Here is a 23,406-nt window from a genome sequence, read left to right as displayed (position 1 = left end):
TTAGGCTCCTTTCTTGGCTTTGGTTTTGACAGCCGGCTTGACGATCACCTGGCCGTTCTTGGCGCCAGGAACGGCACCTTTCACGAGCAGCAGCTGACGGTCAGCGTCGATGCGGGCGATTTCCAGGTTCTGGGTGGTGACGGTAACGTCGCCCATGTGACCGGTCATGCGCTTGCCTGGGAACACGCGGCCCGGATCCTGCGCCATACCGATGGAGCCAGGAACGTTGTGCGAACGCGAGTTACCGTGGGTCTGACGACCCGAGGCAAAGTTGTAACGCTTGATGGTACCGGCGTAGCCCTTACCGATCGAGGTGCCTTGCACGTCGATTTTCTGGCCCACTTCGAACATCGAAGCATTGATGGTGTCGCCGGCTTTGAGTTCAGCGGCTTTGGTGGAATCGATGCGGAATTCACGCAGCATCGTGCCGGCTTCGACGCCAGCTTTGGCGTAGTGACCAGCAGCAGCCTTGTTCACGCGGGAAGCGCGACGCTGGCCGAAGACGACTTGCACAGCAGTGTAGCCGTCAGTTTCAGGGGTTTTGACTTGCGCAACACGGTTGTTGGACACGTCCAGCACGGTGACAGGGATCGAATCGCCGTCATCCGTGAAGATACGCATCATGCCAACCTTGCGACCGAGGAGGCCCAGGCTCATTTTTTCTCCATTCCCACCTACGATTGGGCGGGGCTAATTAGTACTACTAAAAAAGCATGGGCTAAAAAAGACGCGCCCATACCGAAGCCGGCTAGTATAACGCGCAAACGGCAACGGCGCAACAGGATAAATTCGAGGTGACCTCGGCCTGTTGCGTTTTCCGCAGTAGCTGGAGAGAGCAAGGAATCTGACCTGCTGGTCAGCACAGAAAAGGCACACCGCTGCGCCTTTTCTCTGCAGGCTACGACCATTGCTGGGAGCCTGCGATCTGGAAGTCTGGTGGGCGGTGCAGGATTCGAACCTGCGACCCCTTGGATGTCGACCAAGTATTCTAACCAGCTGAACTAACCGCCCGGGGAGCCGCATTATACGTAGCAGCGCGACAGTTTTGCAATAGCTTTTTTTCCGGCGTGTGTTGCATGCTCTCCGCCAGGCCCTGCCGGATCGCCGGTTGTCGATGCCGCCATGAAATGCTATTGTACAAATGTAGTTTGCGGGCGACCTCCCCGCCCTTCCCGCTTTTCACGTTCCCTTCGCCGGCAGATGACGGTGCGTCCAGCGCACCATGCCTGCCCTTTTTCCTGGCGTGCCCGCCTCCCGGCGGACCCGGCACGCCCCGACCCGGTCCGCCGCCCTGGGTGCGCGGACGCATCGTAGATAAGGATGATCCATGACTGTTATCGACTCGCAACGTTGGTCCCGCCCCCTCGCCCCCTCCCGCCTCGTGCTCGCCACCGACCTCGACGGCACTCTGCTGGCGGGCACCCCCGAGGCGCGGCGCCGCGTGCGCGACCTGTTCTCCGACCTGGCCGACACTCCCGCCGGCTGCCGCCCCACCCTGGTCTTCGTCACCGGACGCGGCCTGGAAACCGTCATGCCCCTGCTGAGCGATCCGACCATCCCGAACCCCGACTACATCATCGCCGACGTCGGCGCCACCGTGGTCGACCGCGAGCTGCGGCCGGTGGAGCCGATCCAGCACGAGCTGACCGCGCACTGGCCCGGCAGCCAGGCGGTGCTGCGCGCCCTGTCCGGCTTCCCGCAGCTGGTGCGCCAGAGCGTGCCGCAGGAACGGCGCTGCTCCTTCCTGGCCTCCGAGGACGCCGTCACGCCGGCGCTGCGGGCGGCGGTGGAAGCGCTCGACTGCGAGCTGCTGTTCTCGGCCGGCCGCTACCTCGACGTGCTGCCGCGCGGCGTCGGCAAGGGCGCGGCGCTGCGCCGCCTGGCCGGCGCCGCCGGTTTCGACCCAGCCAGCGTGGTGGTGGCGGGAGACACCCTGAACGACCTGTCGATGTTCGAAGCGGGCTTTCGCGGCGTGGTGGTGGGCGGCGCCGAGCCGGCCCTGGTGGAGCGCGTGCGCAGGAATGTGCGCGTGCACGTGGCCACGCTGGAAGGCTGCGGCGGCATCCTGGAAGGCCTGGCGCGCCACGGCATGCCGCTTGGCGCGGCCGCCGCGCCCAGCGCCGCGCCGGCATCGGGCGACGCCGACCTGGTGATGGTCTACCATCGCCTGCCCTACGACGAACTGGTGGTGGACGGCGTCACGCTGCAGCGCCGCCCGAAGAGCCCGAACGGCATCATGCCGACCCTGCTGAACTTCTTCGCCGGCGGACGCAAGGGCTCCTGGGTGGCCTGGTCGCAGCAGGCGTCGCGCGCGCCGGAGGGCTTCGACACCCACGTCGCGGTCGACCCGCAGCGCTACCCGCAGCTCAAGGCGGCGCGCATCGCCCTCACCGGCGAGGACATCGAGCTGTTCTACAAGAAGTTCTCGAAAGAGGCCTTCTGGCCGATCATCTTCTCCTTCCCCGACAAGGCCGAATTCCACCAGGCCCACTGGGAGCGCTTCCTGGAAGTGAACCGCCTGTTCGCCGAGCAGACCGCGCGCGAGGCCGCCCATGGCGCCACCGCCTGGATCCATGACTACAACCTGTGGATGGTGCCGGCTTTCCTGCGTCCGCTGCGGCCGGACCTCACCATCGCCTTCTTCCACCATACCGCCTTCCCCTCGAGCGACGTGTTCAACATCCTGCCGTGGCGGCGCGACATCATCGGCAGCCTGCTGCAGTGCGACTACGTGGGTTTTCACATCCCGCGCTACGTCGAGAACTTCGTCGACGCGGTGCGCTCGTTCGCGCCGGTGGAGGTGGCCGGCAGCGTGCCCTGCGCGCCGCGCTTCCTCACCTATGGCTGCGCGCTCGGGGTCGACCGCATGATGACCGCGATCGAGGTCGGCGGACGCCGGGTGGCGCTCGGCGCGCATCCGGTCGGCACCGACGTCAAGCTGATCCGGCGCCTGGCCGAGGGCGGCGAGGTGCAACGCCAGCTGGCCGAACTCGACGGGCTGCTGAAGGGCCGCACCGGCATCGTCTCAATCGAGCGCCTCGACTACGTCAAGGGCTCGCTGGAAAAGCTGCAGGCCTTCGAGCGCATGCTGGAACGCCATCCCGAGCTGCTGGGCAAGGTGACGCTGCTGAACATCGTCACCCCGGCCGCCAGCGGCATGGAGATCTACGACAGCCTGCGCGAGGAACTCGACCGCACCGTCGGCCGCATCAACGGCCGTTTCTCGACCCTCGACTGGGTCCCGGTGCGCTATTTCTACCGCTCGCTGCCCTTCGAGGACGTGGTGGCCCACTACGCCGCCTGCGGCATCGCCTGGATCACGCCGCTGCGCGACGGCCTCAACCTGGTGGCCAAGGAATACGTCGCCACCCGCGATGCGGTGGGACGGCCCGGGGTGCTGATCCTGTCCGAATTCGCCGGCGCCGCGGTGGAGCTGCACGGCGCCCTGCTGGTCAATCCCTACGACGCCAATGCGATGAGCGAGACCCTGTACCAGGCGATCAGCATGGGCGCCGACGAAGTCGCCTACCGCGCCGCACGCCTGGCCATGATCGTGGACGAGCACGACGTCACGCGCTGGGGCGAAGGCTTCCTGGCGGCCCTGGGACGCAACGAAACGCCCGGCGTCGACGAACGCCCGGCAGCCTGACGAGGAGCACACATGAATACCGTTTTCCTGGGTAATCCGGTGGCCGACTGGCTGATGGCGCTGGCCGCCGCCGCCGTGGTGGTGGCCGGCCTGGATGCCGTCAAGTCGATCGTGCTGCGGCGCCTGCGCTCCTTCGTGGCCGCCAACCCGGGCGGCTCGCGCCCGCTCGGCGCGGCCGTGGCCGCCCTCTCGAGAACCCGCCTGCTGGTACTGATCATCATCGGACTGTATGCCGGCGCCAGCCTGCTGGTCCTGCCGGAGCGCACGCAACTGTTCATCAGCCGCGTCGCGATCGCCGCGGTGCTGATCCAGTGCGCGATCTGGGGCGACCATGCGCTGCGCGCCTGGCTGGCCGGCACCCGCGCCGAGCAGGCCAGCGACCCGGATCGCATCACCTCGTCGACCGCGATCGCCTTCCTCCTGCGCGTGGTGCTGTGGGCAGTGGTGGGCCTGATGACGCTCGACAACCTGGGCGTCAACATCACCGCCCTGGTGGCCAGCCTGGGGGTCGGCGGTATCGCCGTGGCGCTGGCGGTGCAAAGCATCCTGGGCGACCTGTTCGCCAAGCTGTCGATCGTGCTGGACAAGCCCTTCGTGGTGGGTGACTTCATCATCGTCGACAAGATGCTGGGCACGGTGGAGAGCGTCGGCCTGAAGACCACCCGGGTGCGCAGCCTGGGCGGCGAGCAGATCGTGTTCTCGAACGCCGACCTGCTCAAGAGCCGCATCCACAACCTGCGCCGCATGGAAGAGCGCCGCGTGGTGTTCCAGGTGGCGGTGACCTACGACACGCCGGAGCCGTCCCTGCGCGCCCTGCCCGGCCTGCTCGAAGACATCGTCGCGGCCCAGCCGCAGGTGCGCTTCGACCGCGCACACCTGGCTTCGCTGGCGGCCCCCGCCTACACCTTCGAAATCGTGTACTACGTCGCCAGCCCGGACTACCGCGTGTTCATGGACGTGCAGCAGGAAATCTACCTGCGCATCGTGGCGATGCTCGGCGAGCAGAAGGTCCGCCTGGCGCTGCCGGCGCAAATGGTGCATCTGGGGCCGACCGGCGAGCTGCCGGTGGTGGCAGCGGCGCCCGCCGATACGCGTGCCGCAGCCTAGGAATGTTACGAAGCGGCCACAGGCGTATGGACGCAAAGAGAGTGAGCAATGTGAAATTCGGAGCGTGTACAATCGAATAATTAACGCCGTAAGCGGCGACCGATCAACCACACCACACAAGGAGTTCGTATGGCAATCAGTCTGCAAAAAGGCGGCAACGTCAACCTGAGCAAGGAAGCACCGGGTCTGACCAAGGTGATCATCGGTCTGGGCTGGGATCCGCGCTCCACCGACGGCGCGGCCTTCGACCTGGACGGCAGCGCATTCATGCTCAAAGCCGACGCCAAGGTGCGCGGCGACAGCGACTTCATCTTCTACAACAACCTGAAGTCCAGCGACGGCTCGGTGGTTCACGCCGGCGACAACACCACCGGGCAAGGCGAAGGCGACGACGAGAAGATCACCGTCGACCTGGCGCGCGTCCCGGCCGAGGTCGAGAAGCTGTCGTTCTGCGTCACCATCCACGACGCCGACGCGCGCCGCCAGAACTTCGGCATGGTCGCCAAGGCCTACATCCGCTGCCTGAACGCCAACGGCGAAGCCGAGATCGCACGCTACGACCTGTCCGAAGACAGCTCGACCGAAACCGCGATGATCTTCGGCGAACTGTACCGCCATGGCGGCGAATGGAAGTTCCGCGCCGTCGGCCAGGGCTTCAAGGGCGGCCTGGGTCCGCTGGCACGCTCGTTCGGCGTCAACGTCTAAGGCAACCAACCCACGCGCCCGCTGCACGGCGGGCGCGTATGTCCACCTGTCTCGAAGAACTTCATGCGCGTCTGGTACAACAGGACGTTTTCGTCCATCTATGCGGCGATCCGGCTGATCCGCGAGGCCGATACCGCCGGCCGCTTCACCATCATTCACAGCAATGCCAACCGCCATACCCCGGCGGCGCGCCTGGCCCACGAGTTCCACGGCGAGCCGGTCGGCCTGGAGTCTGCCGCCTATGTCGAGTGGTGCCTGGAATTCTGCCGCAAGCACCGCATCGACATCTTCGTGCCCGGCCGCGAAGCCACCACCCTGGCCGCGCAGCACGCGCGCTTCCTGGACATCGGCACGCGCGTCCTGAGCGCGGCCACGCCCCACAAGCTCCAGCTCATGCACGACAAGGCCGGCTTCTATGCGGAGACCGATTTGCCGCAGGCGCCGGTGGCCGAATTCCGCCGCTTCGACAACGTCGAACAGTTCGATGCGGCCTGGGCCGAGCTGCGTCCGCGCCATGCGAAGCTGTGCATCAAGCCGGCGCGCGGCATCTACGGCATCGGCTTCGCCATCGTCGACGAAGAGCGCAGCAGCGCCGCCCTGCTCCTGGCGGGCGTCGAGTACCACATCGGCTACCAGGACCTGCGCCGCGGCCTGGCCGAGCTGAAGGAATTCCGCACCATGCTGCTGATGGAATTCCTCGAGGGCGCCGAGTACAGCGTCGACTGCGTGGGCGACAACGGCCGCCTGGTGGCGGCGGTGGCGCGCCGCAAGCCGGCGCAGACCGGCAGCGGCCAGCTGATCGACATGCGGCCCGAGATCATCGAGGCGACCGGCAAGCTGGCCGCCGACTATGGCCTGAACGGCATCTTCAACGTGCAGTTCCGCGAGGCCGCGGGCAAACCGCGCCTGCTCGAAATCAATCCGCGCATGTCGGGCGGCATCGGCATGGCCTGCGCGGCCGGGCCGAACCTGCCCTGGATTGCGCTGAAGGGCTTCGCCGACGGTTTCGACACGGTCGAGGTGGCGGAGGTCGCCAACGGCATGCGCGTCATCGAAGTGCCGGAAGCGCTGGAGCTGGCATGAACGCGCCATCCGACCTGGACGCCCTGTCGCGGCGCAGCGTGGCCCTGCCCACCGGCACGCTCGACGTCGCGCTCGCCGAGGGCGCGGACGAGTTCGAAGACCTGCTCGGTTTCGCGGCGCGCGCCAATGCCAAGCGCGGCTTCCTGTTCCTGAGCAAGGTGCTGGGCAAGCACTGGCCGGTCAAACCCTCGAGCATGCTCGCCATCCACGAGCGCCTTGCCGCCACCGTGCCGGCCAGCGATGGTCCGGTGGTGTTCATCGCCATGGCGGAAACCGCCATCGGCCTGGGCCAGGGCGTGTTCGAGGCCTGGCTGCGCGCCCATCCGGGACGCGAGGCGCTGTTCGTGCACACCACGCGCTACCGCGTGGGCGGCGGCGCGCTGATCGAATTCGAGGAAGCGCACAGCCATGCGCCGCGCCAGTTCCTGCACATGCCGGAAGATCCGCAACTGCGCGCGCTGCTGCTGGCAGCCTCCACCCTGGTGCTGGTGGACGACGAAGCCAGCACCGGCAACACCTTCCTGAACCTGACCGAGGCCTGCCGCCGCCTCAACCCGGGCATCGCGCGCGTGCACCTGGCAACGATCACCAATTTCATGGGGAGGAAAGCGACCGCCGCCTTGTCCGCCCGCTTCGGCCTGCCGGTGACCATAGGCGCCCTGCTCAGCGGCGAGTACCGCTTCACGCCGGGCGACTACGTGGCCCCGGCCAGCCCTGCCCAGCGCTTCGACCCGGATGCGGACCGCGGCGCCAGCGCCGGCTTCGGCCGCCTGGGCCTGCGCGCCGCCCTGCGCGCCCCCGAATCGCTGGCTGCGCGGCTGGCCGGGGAATTCGCGCCCGGCGCGAAAGTCGCGGTGCTGGGCACGGGCGAATTCATGCATCCAGCCATGCTGCTGGGCGCGGCGCTGGAGCGGCGCGGCGTCGAGGTCCGGGTGCAGTCGACCACGCGCTCGCCCATCCTGACCTGGGGTGCGGTCGGCCAGGCACTGTCCTTCCCCGACAACTATGGCGAGGGCATTGCCAATTTCATCTACAACATCGCGCCTGGCCAGTACGACCACGTGCTGGCCTGCCACGAGACCGCGCCGAACGCTCCCTTGCGCGAGCTTGCCGCCCTGCTGGATGCGCGCCTGTTCCATTTCCTGTCCGAGGCTGACGTTGAAGAAGTTCCTGTTCGCTGACCTGGACGACACGCTGTTCCAGACCTTCGAGAAATGCGCCGCCGCGGACGCGCTCGAGCCGGCCGCCTATTACAAGGACGGCAGCATCTGCTCGTACACCACGCGCGCCCAACGCGCCTTCCTGAGCTTCGTGCAGGACGGCATGACCGTGATCCCGACCACGGCGCGCGACCACGACGGCCTGCGCCGCGTGCACCTGCCCTTCGACAGCTACGCCGTCATCAACTACGGCGGCGTGGTGCTGCAGCCGGGCGGCGGCGCCGACATGCCCTGGCTGGAAAACATGCGCAGCGCGATGCACGCCGCCCTGCCCGGCCTGCAGGAGCTGGCCCGGCATATCGACGACTATGCCGGACGCACCGGCTTCGGCGGCCGCGCCCGCATGATCGAGGACTTCGCCACGCCCTTCTTCCTGGTCGTGAAGGACCCGGACAAGCGCCACGAGCGCCTGGTGCCGATCGAGGACGAGGTGGTCCGCCCGTGGATCGCCGACGGCCGCCCGGACTATGTGGTGCACCGCAACGGCAACAACCTGGCGATCCTGCCGAAGGCGCTCGACAAGGCCAACGCCGTCGCCCATGTCACCGCCATGCTGCGCGCCGAGCACGGCGACATCGTCACCTTCGGCATGGGCGACAGCCGCTCGGATGCCCGCTTCATGGCCGCGTGTGACTACGCCATCGTCCCGCGCGCCACCCAGCTGGCGCGGCTGACCGTGGAGGCCCTGTGAGCTTCCCGGGCAGCTACCGTGCCGGCGAGGTGGAGTTCCTGCTCACGCGCTTGCCGGCGCAGGAATTCACCAGCGTGCACGACAAGGAGCGCCTGATCCAGTCGGGCCAGCGCCACTACAGCCAGATGCTGTCGCCCGAAGCGCTGCCTTCGGCGCGCTACATGGCCGTGTTCGAGGATGCCTGCCGCGCCAACAATGCGCGCATGGCGGCGGACTGCCTGCGCCTGGCCGGCCTGATCGCCGCGCGGCGCGGCGGCGCCATCGCCGTGGTGTCGCTGGCGCGCGCCGGCACGCCGGTGGGCGTGGTGGTGGCGCGGTTGCTGCGCGAGGTGCTCAAACGCGAGGCGGTCCATTATTGCGTGTCGATCGTGCGCGACCGCGGCATCGACCGCGCCGCCCTGCGCCACATCCTGGCCCGGGGCCACGCGCCGGAATCGATCGTGTTCGTCGACGGCTGGACCGGCAAGGGCGTGATCGCACGCGAGCTGGCCCTGTCCGTGTCCGCCTTCAATGCGGCGCAAGGCACCGGCATCGACAACGGCCTGTACGTGCTGTCGGACCTGGCCGGCGCGGCTGCCTGCGCCGCTTCCGGCGACGACTACCTGATCCCGTCGAGCATCCTGAATGCCACCGTGTCGGGACTGGTGAGCCGCACGGTGCTGGACGAACGGATCGGCCCGGACGACTTCCATGGCTGCGTGTATTACGAGCAGTTCGCCGCCCACGACCAGTCGCAGCGCTTCGCCGATGCGCTGGTGACGCTGGCGCGGGATGCCGGCGACCTGCCGCAGGGCACGCCGCCCGATCCGAAAGCGGCCGCCGCACGCTCGCGCGCCTACCTGGAGGGCGCGATGGCACGCTACGGCGTCGCCGACATCAACCTCGTCAAGCCCGGCATCGGCGAGGCGACCCGGGTGCTGCTGCGCCGCGTCCCGCGCCTGCTGGTGCTGCGCCAGCCGGGCGCCGCCGACGTGCGGCACCTGGAAGTGCTGGCCGAAGAAAAACAGGTGCCGGTCGCGGTCGACCCGCTTCTGCCCTATCACGCAGTTTCCCTGATCAGGAGTGCATCGGATGCATAAGTCTTTAGGCGCGTCGCTGTACGTGCCGGCCAATCACAAGGATTTGGCCAGAATCGCCAACGGCGAAAAACTGCCGGACGCGCGCTCGCTGATCTTCTGCCTCGAGGACGCCATCGCCGACCGCGAATTGAGCTGGTCGCTGTTCAATCTCTCGGTGGTGCTGGCGAACATGCGCAGCGAGGTCACGGCCGAGCGTTTCGTCCGGGTACGCAACCCGGAGGTGATGGAGCGCGTGCTGGCCATGCCGGGCGCCGAAAAGCTGAGCGGCTTCGTGCTGCCGAAGATCACGCGCCACAACTTCGACACCTATTTCCGCCTGGTGCGCGATACCAGTCACGTTTTGATGCCGACGCTGGAGACGGCGGAAGTGTTCAGCGACAGCGAAATGCAGCAGCTGCGCGCCGTGTTCGAAGCGCCGGGCGTGCGCCACCGCATCCTGGCCTTGCGCATCGGCGGCAACGACCTGCTGGCCCTGCTGGGCCTGCGCCGGCCGCGCGGCATGACGATCTACCGCACCCCGCTGGGGCCCGTGATCGCGCGCCTGGTGACCACGTTCCGCCCCTGGGGCTTCGCCCTGACGGCGCCGGTGTTCGAATACCTCGACCTGCCCGAGCTGCTCGACCAGGAAGTGCTGGAAGACCTGGCCCACGGCATGATCGGCAAGACGGCGATCCACCCGACCCAGATCGCCCTGATCGAGCAGCACTACCAGGTGCGCCCGCAAGACCTGGCGGTGGCGCGCGCCATCCTCGACGACGCCAGCCCCGCCGTGTTCCGCATGGACGACGCGATGTGCGAAGTCGCCACCCACCGCGCCTGGGCCGAGCGCCTGGTGGAACAGTCAAACCGCTTCGGATCCCGTTCGATGGAAGGAGAACCCTCATGAACCTGTTTTCGCGTGGCCAGAAAGGCAAGCTGGCCGACCTCGGCACCGGCAACGCCTTCACCGTCGAGGTGGATATCCAGGCCCCGGGCCTCTCGGTCGACGTGTCCTGTTTCGGCCTGGATGCGGCAGATCGCCTGTCGGACGAGCGCTACATGGTGTTCTACAACCAGCTGGCCAGCCCCGAGGGCGCGGTGCGGCTGGAGCTGGGCGCGTCGCTGGCCCGTTTCGCCGTCAATCTCGATGCTCTGCCGCCGACCATCGCCAAGCTGGTGTTCGTGGCCGCCATCGATGGTCTGCAAACCATGCGCTCGCTCGGCGCCTGCGCGCTGAATCTCGGCAATGCGGTGCGCTTCCCGTGGTCGGGCGCGGACTTCGGCGACGAGAAGGCGGTCATCGTGGCCGAGCTGTACCGGCGCGATGGCATGTGGCGCTTCGGCGCGGTCGGCCAGGGTTTCAATGGCGGGCTGTCGGCGCTGCTGGCGCATTTCGGCGGCACCGAAGCCAAGCCGGCAGCCGCTCCGGCTCCGGCCCCTGCGGCCGCGCCGGCCCAGCCCAAGGTCTCGCTGTCGAAGGTCACGCTGGAAAAGCGCGGCGACAAGGTCTCGCTCGACAAGCGCGCCGGCCGCGGCTTCGGCCGCATCCACGTCAACCTGAACTGGAACCAGGCGGCGACCTCGACGCCCCCGCCCCAGCCTGCGAAGACGGGCTTCTTCGACAAGCTGATCGGCGGCGGCATCGGCGCCGGCCGCAAGGGCAGCGGCGGCATCGACCTCGACCTCGGCTGCATGTACGAGCTGGCCGACGGCCGGCGCGGCCTGGTGCAGGCGCTCGGCAATGCCTGGGGCGACTTCGAGCGCGAGCCCTTCATCCGCCTGGATGCCGACGACCGCACCGGGGCCGTGGCCGGCGGCGAGAACCTGTTCATCAACGGCGAGCGCTTCGACCAGATCCGCCGCGCGCTGATCTTCTCCTTCATCTACGAAGGCGTGCCCAACTGGGCGGCGACCGACGGCGTGGTGACCATCTGCGCGCCCGAGCAGGCGCCGATCGAGGTGCGCCTGGACGGCGGCGGCAACCAGATGATGTGCGCGATCGCGCTGATCGAGAACCGGGGCGGCAGCCTGCAGGTCACCAAGCTGGCCGAGTACTTCCAGCAGAGCGGCGGCACCAGCGCCCACGAGCTGATGGACCGCCATTTCGGGTTCGGGCTGCGCTGGAAGACCGGCACCAAGGGTTGACGCGGCGCCTCAGCGATCCTGCCTGACGCGGCTTGCCAGCAGTTCCGGCCGGTCGAGATAAAGAAGGATGTAGCGCGGGGCGGCGCGGCGCACCTGCCAGTGCAGCAGGGTCACGCCGGCATCCGGCCGCATGACCAGCACGCAGTTGGGCTTGTCGAAGGGCGTCACCGTGATCGTGTCGGCCGGGTGGATGCCATGGCGCTGGCGCCAGCGCTCGGGTGCTTCCAGCACCGCATCGACGCGCTCGATGCCGGAGAGCGGAATGCTCCCCTGGGTGCGCACGCCGACGCGCAGGTGCAGCACCTCGTCCGCCAGCACATGGCTGCCCTCGGCCACGTGCCAGCGGTCACCCAGCACCCACACGAGGGTGTACAAGGCCCCGATGCCGCCGACCACATGGATCAGCATGCGGGTGTCCGGATCGTCGACGAACAGGTGAAGGATGCCGAAATCGATCGGCAATTCCAGGAACACCGCGACCATCGCGCAGCCGATCGCGGTGCCGTAGGCGCCGCGCTGCAGGTAAGTCAGGGCCATGCCTTCGGGCCGCGCGGCCGCCGGGCGGCGCCGCAGCCATTGCAGGAACCCCGTCCACATCAGGCGCTCCAGCCGGGCCATGCCGATCAGTTCGGGCGGCAGCAGTGCAAGGATGCGGCCGCGCCAGCCGCTGGCGGCACGCAGGCGCCGCAGCGCGTCGGGCAGGTGCGCCAGGTCCTTGGCGGCCAACAGGGCCAGGGGCAGCGCGAAGGCCAGCTTGCGTAGCGCAGATCCCATCGTTTCCGGCGCCGCCAGGCGCACCAGCAGCACGATGAGGAAGGCCAGGTAGGCATGGCCTGCCAGCTGCGACCAGGACCTGCGGCGAAGATCGAGGGCTGCGGATTGGAAACGCTGTGTCAGGAGCATGTGTTGTTCGTCTGGCTGTGATCGCTACGATTACACCATGGGCTAGGCGCTCGAACAATTTGCAGCGCATAAAGCGCCGTCGGGAGTGGGGGAAGCCTGCCCTAGCGTTTGCGCCAGCACAAAGTGCGCGCTAAAAGCGCACTCGACAATGGACTTTTGCAAGGAGCTCCCATGTCGAACTTCGATCACCTCCCCGACGATGCCACCCGCCTCAGCGCCGCAAGCCTGCGGGCCCATTTCACCGGTCACCCGACCCTGGTCGGCTGGATCGGCCGCTCGGTCCTGCTCGTCATGCTGCTCGGTGGCGGTGTGGTCATGGGCAGCCTGCTCGGACCGGTGCTGTACGCGCTCCTGAACTGAGCCCTTGCCACGGTGGCCGCAAACGACAAGGGCCGGGAATCCCTGCGGATTCCCGGCCCTTGCTACCTCAGCGGAATGATCCGCTGACGGTGGATGCGATTACTGCAGCTTGATTTCGACGTCGACGCCAGCCGGCAGGTCCAGCTTCATCAGTGCGTCAACGGTCTTGTCGGTCGGATCAACGATGTCCATCAGGCGCTGGTGGGTGCGGATTTCGAACTGGTCGCGCGAGGTCTTGTTGACGTGCGGCGAACGCAGGACGTCGAAACGCTGGATGCGGGTCGGCAGCGGGACCGGGCCCTTGACCACTGCGCCGGTGCGCTTGGCGGTGTCGACGATTTCCAGGGCGGACTGGTCGATCAGCTTGTAGTCGAACGCTTTCAGGCGGATGCGGATTTTCTGGTTCGGAGCGGACATGCTATTTCCTTTAAAAGAACGTTCCGGCAAGGTGCCGGCAATGTGTGAAAGGTATTACGGTACGGCTCAAGAGGCGGGAGTATAACATCGTTCCCTCTCATAAAGATGGGGACAGGTCGAAAAACCTGTCCCCATCGTTGGATGGAAGAGACGCCCTGGGGCGCCCTTCCGATCTCGCTAACCGAAATTAGGCGATGATTTTCGCCACGACGCCGGCGCCGACGGTACGGCCGCCTTCGCGGATTGCGAAGCGCAGACCTTCTTCCATCGCGATCGGAGCGATCAGCTTGACGGTGATCGACACGTTGTCGCCTGGCATGACCATTTCTTTGTCGGCCGGCAGCACGATCGAACCGGTCACATCAGTCGTACGGAAGTAGAACTGCGGACGGTAGTTGTTGAAGAACGGGGTGTGACGGCCGCCTTCGTCTTTCGACAGGACGTACACTTCGCCGGTGAAGTCGGTGTGCGGCTTGATCGAGCCCGGCTTGGCCAGAACCTGGCCACGCTGGACGTCTTCACGCTTGGTACCGCGCAGCAGCAGGCCGACGTTGTCGCCAGCTTGACCCTGGTCCAGCAGCTTGCGGAACATTTCCACGCCGGTGCAGGTGGTCTTGACGGTGTCAACGATACCGACGATTTCGATTTCTTCGCCGACCTTGATGATGCCGCGCTCGACACGACCGGTCACCACGGTACCGCGACCCGAGATCGAGAACACGTCTTCCACCGGCATCAGGAAGGCGCCGTCAACGGCACGTTCCGGGGTCGGGATGTACGAATCCAGTGCTTCAGCCAGTTGCAGGATGGCGTCTTCACCCAGCGGACCAGCCTGGCCTTCCAGGGCCATACGTGCCGAACCCTTGATGATTGGCAGGTCGTCGCCCGGGAACTCGTACTTCGACAGCAGCTCGCGCACTTCCATTTCGACCAGTTCCAGCAGTTCTGCGTCGTCGACCAGGTCGCACTTGTTCAGGAACACGATGATGTACGGAACGCCAACCTGACGCGCCAGCAGGATGTGCTCGCGGGTCTGCGGCATCGGGCCGTCAGCGGCCGAGCACACCAGGATCGCGCCGTCCATCTGCGCAGCACCGGTAATCATGTTCTTGATGTAGTCGGCGTGGCCCGGGCAGTCGACGTGGGCGTAGTGACGGTTTGCGGTTTCGTACTCGACGTGCGCGGTGTTGATGGTGATGCCGCGTGCCTTCTCTTCCGGAGCCGCGTCGATCTGGTCGTAGGCCTTGGCTTCGCCGCCGAACTTCTTCGACAGAACGGTTGCGATTGCAGCCGTCAGGGTGGTTTTGCCGTGGTCAACGTGACCGATGGTGCCGACGTTGACGTGCGGCTTGGTCCGTTCGAATTTTTCCTTTGCCATTTCCTATCTTCCTTTAAAAGAAACGATTGTTTGTTTTTAGTCTGTTTGGACAGGACGCCTTGTGAGCGTCCTGTCCGGATTGTTATTACTTGGCTTTCGCGGTCACGATCGCGTCGATCACGTGCTTCGGAGCTTCAGCGTAGTGCTTGAACTCCATCGTGTAGGTCGCACGGCCCTGGGTTGCCGAACGCAGCGAGGTCGCATAGCCGAACATTTCCGACAGCGGGACTTCGGCCTTGATGATCTTGCCGCCGCCGCCCGGGATTTCGTCCATGCCCTGCACCATACCGCGGCGGGACGACAGGTCGCCCATCACGGTACCGGCGTAGTCTTCCGGCGTTTCCACTTCCACGGCCATCATCGGCTCGAGGATGACCGGGCTCGCCTTGCGGCAGCCGTCCTTGAACGCCATCGAGCCCGCCATGCGGAACGCGTTTTCGTTCGAGTCGACGTCGTGGTACGAACCGAAGGTCAGGGTGACTTTCACGTCAACGACCGGATAGCCAGCCAGCACGCCGCTGGTCAGGGTCTCGCGCACACCCTTCTCGACTGCCGGGATGTATTCGCGCGGAACCACGCCGCCCTTGATGGCGTCGACGAACTCGAAGCCCTTGCCGGCTTCTTGCGGTTCGATGGTCAGGACAGCGTGACCGTACTGGCCGCGGCCGCCCGACTGCTTGACGAACTTGCCTTCGACGTCGGTGACTGCCTTGCGGATGGTTTCGCGGTATGCAACCTGCGGCTTGCCGACGGTTGCTTCCACGTTGAACTCACGCTTCATGCGGTCAACGATAATTTCCAGGTGCAGCTCGCCCATACCACCGATGATGGTCTGGCCCGATTCTTCGTCGGTACGCACGCGGAACGACGGGTCTTCCTGAGCCAGACGGTTCAGTGCCAGGCCCATCTTTTCCTGGTCAGCCTTGGTCTTCGGCTCGACTGCCTGCTGGATGACCGGCTCCGGGAACACCATCTTTTCCAGGATGATCGGTGCCGACGGATCGCACAGGGTTTCGCCGGTGGTCGCTTCTTTCAGGCCGACTGCCGCGGCGATGTCGCCTGCGCGGACTTCCTTGATCTCTTCACGCTGGTTGGCGTGCATCTGCAGGATACGGCCCAGACGTTCCTTCTTGCCCTTGACCGGGTTGTAGACGGTATCGCCCGAGTTCACGACGCCCGAGTAGACGCGGAAGAAGATCAGCTGGCCGACGAACGGGTCGGTCATGATCTTGAATGCCAGCGCAGCGAACTTCTCGCTGTCGTCGGCTTTACGCGAGACCGGCTGCTCGTCTTCGTCGGTGCCGGTGACCGGCGGGATGTCCACTGGCGACGGCAGGTACTCGATGACCGCGTCCAGCATTGCCTGCACGCCCTTGTTCTTGAAGGCGGTGCCGCACATCATCGGGACGATTTCGCCAGCGATGGTACGGTTACGCAGTGCCTTCTTGATCTCGGCTTCCGACAGTTCGCCTTCTTCGAGGTACTTGTTCATCAGCTCTTCCGACGCTTCCGCGGCGGTTTCGACCAGCTTCTCGCGCCATTCGTTGGCTTGATCCAGCAGCTCGGCCGGCACGTCGGCGTATTCGAACTTCATGCCCTGCGATGCGTCGTCCCACAAGACGGCCTTCATCTTGACCAGGTCGACCACGCCCTTGAAGCTGTCTTCGGCGCCGATCGGGATCTGCAGCGGGATCGGGTTGGCCTTCAGGCGGGCGCGCATCTGCTCGTACACCTTGAAGAAGTTCGCACCGGTACGGTCCATCTTGTTGACGAATGCCAGACGCGGAACCTTGTACTTGTTAGCCTGACGCCACACGGTTTCCGACTGCGGCTGCACGCCGCCGACTGCGCAGTAAACCATGCAGGCGCCGTCCAGCACGCGCATCGAACGCTCCACCTCGATGGTGAAGTCGACGTGGCCCGGGGTGTCGATGATGTTGAAACGGTGCGGCTCGAAGTTGCTGGCCATACCTTTCCAGAAGCAGGTGGTCGCTGCCGAGGTAATGGTAATACCGCGCTCTTGCTCCTGCTCCATCCAGTCCATGGTGGCGGCGCCGTCGTGCACTTCGCCCAGCTTGTGGTTCACACCCGTGTAGAACAGGATGCGCTCGGTGGTCGTCGTCTTGCCGGCGTCGATGTGAGCGGAAATACCGATATTGCGGTAGCGCTCAATGGGGGTAGTGCGTGCCATAATTTTTCCTAAATCTTTGAATGGACAAAACCGGACGGCATTTTGACGATCAAAACGCGCCCGGCCTGAACAACAGATACTGCAGGCCGCACTCCCCGAAGGGGTTTGGCCATGTGCTTAGAAGCGGAAGTGCGAGAACGCTTTGTTCGCTTCTGCCATGCGGTGCACTTCGTCACGGCGCTTCATCGCGCCGCCGCGCATTTCAGCCGCTTCCATCAGTTCACCACCCAGGCGTTGTGGCATGGATTTTTCGCTGCGCTTGTTTGCGGCTTCGCGCAACCAACGCATGGACAGCGCCATACGACGAACCGGACGAACTTCCACTGGCACCTGGTAGTTGGCGCCGCCGACACGGCGGGATTTCACCTCGACCATCGGCTTGCAGTTGTTGATCGCGGTCGTGAACACTTCCAGCGGGTCCTTGCCCGATTTGGTCTGGATGTATTCGAACGCACCGTAGATGATGTTTTCAGCGACCGATTTCTTACCGGACAGCATCAGAACGTTGACGAACTTGGCGACATCGGTGTTGCCGAATTTTGGATCCGGCAGAATCTCGCGCTTGGGTACTTCACGACGACGTGGCATTTCAATTCCTTCCTATCTTCAGTTGAGTGCGGTGTCCGCACTCGCGAAAGACCCTCATGATCTTTCACTTACTCGGCCTTCCGGCCGGCTCAACTTAACTTTTTAATGTGACCTGTTTGTGACAGGGTCCGCAGGGCTACGCGAAGAATTACTTCTTGGCGCCGGCCTTGGCGCGCTTCGCACCGTACTTCGAGCGAGCCTGCTTACGGTCTTTCACGCCCTGGGTATCCAGTGCGCCGCGGACCATGTGGTAACGCACACCCGGCAAGTCTTTCACACGGCCGCCGCGGATCAGGACGACGCTGTGCTCTTGCAGGTTGTGGCCTTCACCGCCGATGTACGAAATGACTTCGAAACCGTTGGTCAGGCGAACTTTAGCGACCTTACGCAGTGCCGAGTTCGGCTTCTTCGGGGTCGTGGTGTAGACACGGGTGCAAACGCCGCGCTTCTGCGGGCAGTTTTCCAGTGCCGGGGACTTGCTCTTCACAACCGCGGCTTCACGCGGCTTGCGAATCAGTTGATTGATGGTTGGCATCGTTCAAAAATCCAACAAAGATTACTACGTTGATGACCCGGACCCTTGTTGCGCTTGTCCGGGGACTGAAACCTAGTCCCAAATTCGCTACCCAAAGCAGAGGCGACGAAAGCCACTCACCGAAGGAGCGGCAGCGAAGGCGCGGTGCTTATAACATGTGCAGAATAAATTCGAGAACTCGCGAGTATAGACCCGATGCGCAAGTGGGTCAACCGCTTTGCCGGCCGGTGAAGCCGGGGTTCGGGTAAACCTGGGGTTTACCGTGGTGGATGTGGCAAGCCTGCTACAAAGCCGCCGTCAAGCTTGCGGCGAAGATAGTGTATTTCCGGCTATAAAGACAGGATAATAGCCGATTTCGCCTTCTTCCCGCCCGATGTCCCGTCTGCTGCCGCGTTTGCTGCGCCCCGCCAACCTGTACCTGCTGCTGAGCTATGCCCTGCTCTCCAGCACGCCTTTCGCAGCGAAGCTGTTGGACCTGCCGGGCGCGCAAGGCGGCAGCGACCCGTGGCAGCTGCTGGGCGCCGGCGTGTTCGCCTGGATCGCCGCCTGGGCCCTGTGCAAGCGCCCGGCCTGGTTCCACTGGGCCCTGCTGCCGGCCTTCCTGGCCCTGCCGACCGAACTCTACCTGCTGGTCCATTACGGCCAGGGGATCTCGACGCACCACCTGGGCATCATCGCCGAGACCAGCCCCAGCGAGGCATTGGAATTCCTGGGCGGAAAAGCCTGGCTGCTGGGCGCGGTGATCGTCGGCGTGCTGCTGTGGTTCGGCTCGACCTGGGTGGCCGCCTGGCGCACCCGCGACCTGGACTGGAACGACCGCTCGCGCTGGGTCGTGCTGGCGGTGCTCGGCGCCGGCGCCGTGGTGCTGGCCTACGGGCAGAAGTTCGGCTTCGCCCAGGCCGACGGCAAGCACGCCGCCGCCTCCACGGGAAGCTGGCCAAGCCTCCCGGCCTGGACCAGGCCGCCGGTCGACCTGGCGCTGTTCGCCCAGTCCTGGCCCTTCGGCCTGAGCGCGCGCGGCCTCGACTTCTATAAAGAGCGGGTCTACCTGGCCGAACTGAACCGGCGCAGCGCCGCCTTCCGCTTTCATGCGAAGCAGGTCGGCGACGGGCACGGGCCGCAGGTCGTCGTGGTGGTGCTGGGCGAATCCTCGCGCTATGACCGCTGGAGCCTGAACGGCTATGCACGCGAGACCAATCCCCTGCTGGCGCAGGAAGAAAACCTGGTCATGCTGAAGGACGTGATCACGCCGGTCTCGGCCACCCGCCTGTCGGTGCCGGTGATCATCTCGCGCAAATCCGCGATGCAGAGCCTGAAAGACGGCTTCTCGGAAAAATCCTTCCTGTCCGCGTTCAAGGAGGCCGGCTTCAAGACCTTCTGGATCTCGAACCAGGTCTCGTTCGGCAAGTTCGATACCCCGGTGTCGGTGTTTGCGAAAGAGGCGGACGACGTCCAGTTCCTGAACCTGGGCAGCGTGTCCGACGCCTCCAACCACGACGCGGTGCTGCTCGAACCGCTGCGGCGCGCTATCGACGATCCGGCGCAGAAGGTGCTGGTGGTGCTGCACACGCTGGGCAGCCACTGGAACTACGCGCACCGCTATCCGCAGGAATTCGACCGCTGGCAGCCCTCGCTGAAGTCAGTCGAGAAGCCCGACTACACCAATCCGCGCCTCGAGCCGCAGATGAACAACAGCTACGACAGCGCCATCCTGTATACCGACTGGTTCCTGGCGAACGTGATCGGGGTGCTGAAAGAGACCGGCCTGCCCGCGTCCATGCTGTACGTGGCCGACCATGGCCAGACCCTGTACGACAAGTCATGCAAGATTGCCTTCCACGGCCACAACACGCAGTACGAATTCCACGTGCCGGCCTTCGTCTGGTATTCAAGCAGCTATGGCGAGCGCTTCCCCGGCAAGGTCGAGCAACTGCGGCGCCACCGCAAGGCCAGGCTCTCGACCGAAAACATGTTCCACACGGTGCTCGACATGGCCGACATCCGCTATCCCGGCGACAGCCTGGAGCGCAGTTTCGTCAATCCGGCCTTCAAGCGCCACAAGCGCTACGTCGACAGCTACGGCTGGACCGACTACGACGACGCCACCATGCGCGGCGACTGCCGCGAGGTGATTGCGAACGGCAAGCCGCTCAAGCGCAACTGAAAGATCGGTGAAAGATCGGGGTCAGGTCTGACATTTAGACACGGACTCAAGCTTGCGACAGTGACTTCAACTGCCGAGCTTGTGTCCGAATGTCAGACCTGACCCCGGTTTGTTCAAGCGCAACTGAGGGCTGGCGGCTGCTTCGCTTCGGGCTCGGCCAGGTGTGCGCTGAGCCAGCGCGCCACCTCGGCGGCCCGGCCCTCGATCCGCGCCCCGAAACCCTGCGTGGCCAGCAGCGCGATGCCGTTCGGGTCGCGCAGCACGCCCGGCAGCAGGACCGGCCGGCCGCTAGCGCTATCGATGCGGAAAGGCTCCAGCTTGTCGGCGAGGATTCGCGCCAGCACCAGGTTGTGCGACGAGACCAGTACCAGGTCGCGCTCGCACAGGCTTTCCAGCACCGCCGCGGCGGCCGACACCGATTCCAGGTGGTTGGTGCCGCGGAAGACCTCGTCGACCAGGCAGATGCCGGCCAGCGCCCCGCTCGCATCGAGCAGTTCGCGCGCCCGGCGCAGCTCCGACATATACAGGCTTTCGCCGCCCAGCAGCGAATCCTCGTTCTGCATGCTGGCGCGCACCGGCACGGCAGGCAGGCGCGCATGCTCGGCGTAGCAGAAGCCGAAGGCGCGCGCCGCCACCAGGTTCAAGCCCACCATGCGCAGGAAGGTGCTTTTTTCCCGAGGCGTTCTGGCCCGAGATGAAACCGCCCTGCCCGTCCAGGCTGACGGACAGCGGCGCCGGCATCTCCATCAGCGGATGCACGCCGCCCTGCAGGTGCAGGGCGCGCGCGGGGCTGCGCTCGGCCCAGCACCAGGTCTCCTGCCGGCGCAGGTGGCGGGCCAGCGCCACGTCGGCCTCCAGCTCGGCGCTGCGCAGATAGCAGGCGCGCAGGAAGTCGCGCGCGTCGGCCACGGCGCGGACGGTCTTCCAGTAGCGGCGGACGTTATGGGCGGCGAACCAGTTCATGTAGGCCTCGCCGGCCGGGATCATGCGCAGCAGCAGCGGGCGGCCGATGCGCCCGTGCAGGCGTGCGGCCATGGCGCGCTCCTCGACGAAGGGCTCCAGCAGATGGCCGCCGAGTTGCGCCAGCGCGTGGCTGCCGGCCAGCAGCGCGCCCAGGCTCTCCAGCGTGTTCTTCCACAGCTCGAGGCGGTGGTGGTAGCGGATCTGCAGCGCCATCAGCGGCGCCAGCGCGGCGAGCGTCGCCATCCAGCCGAGCGGCTGGGTCGCCAGCAGGCCGAGGCACAACAGCAGGAACAGCGGCAGCGTCCAGAGCAGGCGGCTCCACCACGGTGGCTGCGGCAGGTCGCTGCCAGGACCGCCGAACAGCAGGCCGGCGACCTCCGTTTCGGCAAAACGCAGCGGCCGCAGGGCCTTGTCCAGCGCATCGAGACGTTCCGGCTCCTCCAGCAGGCCGCGCAGGCGAGCGCTCAAGGCCGCGCAGTCGGCATCCGGCAAGCCCGCGCGCAGGCGGCGATGCAGCAGCTGGCGCCCATAGACGCTGGTCTCCTGCGCCAGGCGCTCCTCCCAGGATGCGAGCAGCAGGTCGTGCCAGGTCTGGTCGTCGAGCGCGGTCTTCGGGTCCAGGTCTGCCCGATGCAGGCGGCCGATTTCCTCGGAAGTAAAAAAGGGCGACGGCGGTTCGCGGTCGGCTGCAGGCTTGAAGAGGTCGGAAAGATAGCGCAGCAAGGAGGCAGGAGTGGACGGCATGGCAGGGATGGTAGCAGCGCGCCTGGGCGGAATACTCAATCTTTGTCACGCCGCCGGTGTCCGGTCGCTGTCCGCCCAGCGTCATGACGGACACTGCGGACACCGGACGCGGCAGTAATATTTCTCATGGAACCAATTACTTAGCTCATTGGCACGGATCATGCATTGACGACGCCATCCAAGCTTATCACCCAAGATGCCATGATCCGCGATACCTCAGAACAAGACGCCGTCCTCACTCCGGCCCCGGTCCACAAGCTCAAGCGCCGCGCGCTGTGGGTGGGCGGCGCCGCCGCCCTGCTCGCCATCAGCGTCGCCGTGCTGGGCGCCTGGACCAGCAGCGAACACTCCGTCAGCGAAGCCCGCCTGCGCATCGCCGAGGTCACGCGCGGGCCTCTGGTGCGCGACGCATCAGTGAACGGCCGCATCGTGGCCGCCGTCAGCCCCACCCTGTATTCGACCGCCCCGGCCACCGTCAACCTGAAGGTCGCGGCCGGCGACACCGTCAAGAAGGGCGACGTGCTGGCCGTGCTCGAGTCCCCGGACCTGACCGATGAACTCAAGCGCGAGACCTCCAGCTACGAGCAGCTCAAGGCTGAGGTGGCGCGCCAGCAGATCCTGGCGCGCAAGCAGAAGCTGCTGGCCAAGCGCGAAGCCGACACCGCCGAGATCGACCGCCTGTCGGCCCAGCGCACCCTGGAGCGCTACGAGAGCGTGGCCCAGGTCGGCATCATCGCCAAGATCGATTACCAGAAGGCCAAGGATGCCCTGAACTCGGCCGAGATCCGCGCCAACCACGCCTCCCAGGCCGCGGCCCTGGAAGGCGACGACGTCCAGCTGGCCCTGAAGACCAAGATCAACGAACTGGAACGCCAGCGCCTGTCGCTGGCCAATGCCCAGCGCCGCGTCGACGAACTGACCGTGCGCGCGCCGGTGGACGGCTTCATCGGCACCCTCAACGTCCAGAACCGCATGGTGGTGGCCGCCAACGCGCCCCTGATGACCCTGGTCGACCTGTCCAAGCTCGAAGTCGAGGTCGAGGTGCCGGAAACCTATGTGGCCGACATCGGCCTGGGCATGAACGCCGAGATCACCCTGCCCTCGGGCAAGGCCACCGGCAAGCTGTCGGCGCTGTCGCCGGAAGTGGTGCGCAACCAGGTGCTGGCGCGCGTGCGCTTCGACGGCGAGCAGCCGAAAGGCCTGCGTCAGAGCCAGCGCGTGACCGCGCGCCTGCTGATCGAGGAGCGCCCCAACGTCCTGATGCTGCCGCGCGGCCCCTTCGTGGAAAGCGAAGGCGGACGCCATGCCTACGTGGTGCGGGACGGGATCGCCGTGCGCACCCCGGTCCAGCTGGGCGCCACCAGCATTTCCGCCGTCGAGATCCTGTCGGGCCTGAAGCAGGGCGACAAGGTCGTCATCTCCGGCACCGACACCTTCAACAACGCCACCCGCGTCACGATCAACTGAACGATCACCGCTGAACAAGACCAACACAAACTAGGAGA

The 23,406-nt window shown here is 65.8% G+C and carries 21 protein-coding genes and 1 tRNA gene; 13 read left to right on the top strand and 9 right to left on the bottom strand.

Translation table 11 applies throughout. The features are described from left to right. Together rplC and MasN3_RS03290 are read right to left on the bottom strand one after the other, a co-directional pair. On the bottom strand, window positions 1–657 hold the full coding sequence (rplC, locus tag MasN3_RS03295) for a 50S ribosomal protein L3 (RefSeq protein WP_036246294.1): 657 nt from the start codon (window positions 655–657) through the stop codon (window positions 1–3). A gap of 277 nt (window positions 658–934) precedes the next feature. Continuing rightward, a tRNA-Val gene (locus MasN3_RS03290) sits at window positions 935–1,011 on the bottom strand. A 316-nt stretch (window positions 1,012–1,327) separates the two neighbouring features. On the opposite strand from MasN3_RS03290, the gene ggpS reads away from it, so the two are divergent. From ggpS to MasN3_RS03245, 9 genes are all read left to right on the top strand, one after another. Then, window positions 1,328–3,649: a glucosylglycerol-phosphate synthase gene (ggpS, locus tag MasN3_RS03285; protein WP_281912288.1), complete on the top strand. Its 2,322-nt coding sequence runs from the start codon at window positions 1,328–1,330 to the stop codon at window positions 3,647–3,649. A gap of 12 nt (window positions 3,650–3,661) precedes the next feature. Beyond that, window positions 3,662–4,756 (top strand): mechanosensitive ion channel family protein, encoded by a 1,095-nt coding sequence (locus tag MasN3_RS03280; protein ID WP_281912287.1) that lies wholly within the window; start codon window positions 3,662–3,664, stop codon window positions 4,754–4,756. A 129-nt stretch (window positions 4,757–4,885) separates the two neighbouring features. Beyond that, window positions 4,886–5,461, top strand: coding sequence for a TerD family protein (locus tag MasN3_RS03275; RefSeq protein ID WP_281912286.1), 576 nt, complete (start codon window positions 4,886–4,888; stop codon window positions 5,459–5,461). Between the two features lie 63 nt (window positions 5,462–5,524). After that, window positions 5,525–6,544, top strand: coding sequence for an ATP-grasp domain-containing protein (locus MasN3_RS03270; protein ID WP_281912284.1), 1,020 nt, complete (start codon window positions 5,525–5,527; stop codon window positions 6,542–6,544). Beyond that, a complete protein-coding gene (locus MasN3_RS03265; RefSeq protein WP_281912283.1) occupies window positions 6,541–7,725 on the top strand; it encodes a phosphoribosyltransferase domain-containing protein in 1,185 nt (394 codons plus the stop codon). The genes MasN3_RS03270 and MasN3_RS03265 overlap by 4 nt, the downstream gene beginning before the upstream one ends. After that, window positions 7,703–8,455, top strand: a complete 753-nt coding sequence (locus MasN3_RS03260) for a hypothetical protein (RefSeq protein WP_281912282.1) — start codon at window positions 7,703–7,705, stop codon at window positions 8,453–8,455. The genes MasN3_RS03265 and MasN3_RS03260 overlap by 23 nt, the downstream gene beginning before the upstream one ends. Continuing rightward, the gene (locus tag MasN3_RS03255) at window positions 8,452–9,534 is read left to right on the top strand and encodes a cysteine protease StiP family protein (RefSeq protein ID WP_281912280.1); all 1,083 of its coding nucleotides are present in this window, start codon (window positions 8,452–8,454) and stop codon (window positions 9,532–9,534) included. Before MasN3_RS03260 ends, MasN3_RS03255 begins: the two co-directional genes overlap by 4 nt. Beyond that, window positions 9,527–10,420, top strand: coding sequence for an HpcH/HpaI aldolase/citrate lyase family protein (locus MasN3_RS03250; protein WP_281912279.1), 894 nt, complete (start codon window positions 9,527–9,529; stop codon window positions 10,418–10,420). Before MasN3_RS03255 ends, MasN3_RS03250 begins: the two co-directional genes overlap by 8 nt. Next, on the top strand, window positions 10,417–11,658 hold the full coding sequence (locus tag MasN3_RS03245) for a TerD family protein (RefSeq protein WP_281912277.1): 1,242 nt from the start codon (window positions 10,417–10,419) through the stop codon (window positions 11,656–11,658). Before MasN3_RS03250 ends, MasN3_RS03245 begins: the two co-directional genes overlap by 4 nt. A gap of 9 nt (window positions 11,659–11,667) precedes the next feature. Here MasN3_RS03245 and MasN3_RS03240 read toward each other — a convergent pair whose 3' ends face one another. Continuing rightward, window positions 11,668–12,561, bottom strand: a complete 894-nt coding sequence (locus MasN3_RS03240) for a hypothetical protein (protein ID WP_281912276.1) — start codon at window positions 12,559–12,561, stop codon at window positions 11,668–11,670. A gap of 171 nt (window positions 12,562–12,732) precedes the next feature. Here MasN3_RS03240 and MasN3_RS03235 point away from each other — a divergent pair, with 171 nt between their 5' ends. After that, a complete protein-coding gene (locus tag MasN3_RS03235) occupies window positions 12,733–12,921 on the top strand; it encodes a hypothetical protein (RefSeq protein ID WP_281912275.1) in 189 nt (62 codons plus the stop codon). Between the two features lie 99 nt (window positions 12,922–13,020). Here MasN3_RS03235 and rpsJ read toward each other — a convergent pair whose 3' ends face one another. The 5 genes from rpsJ to rpsL form a co-directional block, all read right to left on the bottom strand. Then, entirely contained in the window at window positions 13,021–13,338 is a 318-nt protein-coding gene (rpsJ, locus tag MasN3_RS03230; protein ID WP_005663509.1) for a 30S ribosomal protein S10, read from the bottom strand. A gap of 187 nt (window positions 13,339–13,525) precedes the next feature. Beyond that, a complete protein-coding gene (tuf, locus tag MasN3_RS03225) occupies window positions 13,526–14,716 on the bottom strand; it encodes an elongation factor Tu (RefSeq protein ID WP_281912143.1) in 1,191 nt (396 codons plus the stop codon). Between the two features lie 85 nt (window positions 14,717–14,801). Continuing rightward, a complete protein-coding gene (gene fusA / locus MasN3_RS03220; RefSeq protein ID WP_281912271.1) occupies window positions 14,802–16,907 on the bottom strand; it encodes an elongation factor G in 2,106 nt (701 codons plus the stop codon). A 117-nt stretch (window positions 16,908–17,024) separates the two neighbouring features. Next, window positions 17,025–17,495: a 30S ribosomal protein S7 gene (gene rpsG, locus MasN3_RS03215; protein WP_224944319.1), complete on the bottom strand. Its 471-nt coding sequence runs from the start codon at window positions 17,493–17,495 to the stop codon at window positions 17,025–17,027. 148 nt (window positions 17,496–17,643) lie between these two features. Next, window positions 17,644–18,030: a 30S ribosomal protein S12 gene (rpsL, locus tag MasN3_RS03210; RefSeq protein ID WP_027867278.1), complete on the bottom strand. Its 387-nt coding sequence runs from the start codon at window positions 18,028–18,030 to the stop codon at window positions 17,644–17,646. Window positions 18,031–18,403: 373 nt separating this feature from the next. On the opposite strand from rpsL, the gene MasN3_RS03205 reads away from it, so the two are divergent. Next, the gene (locus tag MasN3_RS03205) at window positions 18,404–20,194 is read left to right on the top strand and encodes a phosphoethanolamine transferase (protein ID WP_281912268.1); all 1,791 of its coding nucleotides are present in this window, start codon (window positions 18,404–18,406) and stop codon (window positions 20,192–20,194) included. A gap of 113 nt (window positions 20,195–20,307) precedes the next feature. Here MasN3_RS03205 and MasN3_RS03200 read toward each other — a convergent pair whose 3' ends face one another. Continuing rightward, window positions 20,308–20,847, bottom strand: a complete 540-nt coding sequence (locus MasN3_RS03200; RefSeq protein ID WP_281912265.1) for a MutS-related protein — start codon at window positions 20,845–20,847, stop codon at window positions 20,308–20,310. On the opposite strand from MasN3_RS03200, the gene MasN3_RS03195 reads away from it, so the two are divergent. Then, window positions 20,846–21,988, top strand: coding sequence for a hypothetical protein (locus MasN3_RS03195; RefSeq protein ID WP_281912263.1), 1,143 nt, complete (start codon window positions 20,846–20,848; stop codon window positions 21,986–21,988). The two genes, MasN3_RS03200 and MasN3_RS03195, sit on opposite strands and share 2 nt — an antisense overlap. A 114-nt stretch (window positions 21,989–22,102) precedes the next feature. Beyond that, window positions 22,103–23,368, top strand: a complete 1,266-nt coding sequence (locus MasN3_RS03190; protein ID WP_281912261.1) for an efflux RND transporter periplasmic adaptor subunit — start codon at window positions 22,103–22,105, stop codon at window positions 23,366–23,368. Window positions 23,369–23,406: the final 38 nt, after the last annotated feature.

Source organism: Massilia varians (assembly GCF_027923905.1).
GTDB classification, from domain to species: domain Bacteria; phylum Pseudomonadota; class Gammaproteobacteria; order Burkholderiales; family Burkholderiaceae_D; genus Telluria; species Telluria varians_B.
Note: the sequence above shows the minus strand (reverse complement) of the source record. Positions and strands in the feature narration are given on the sequence as shown.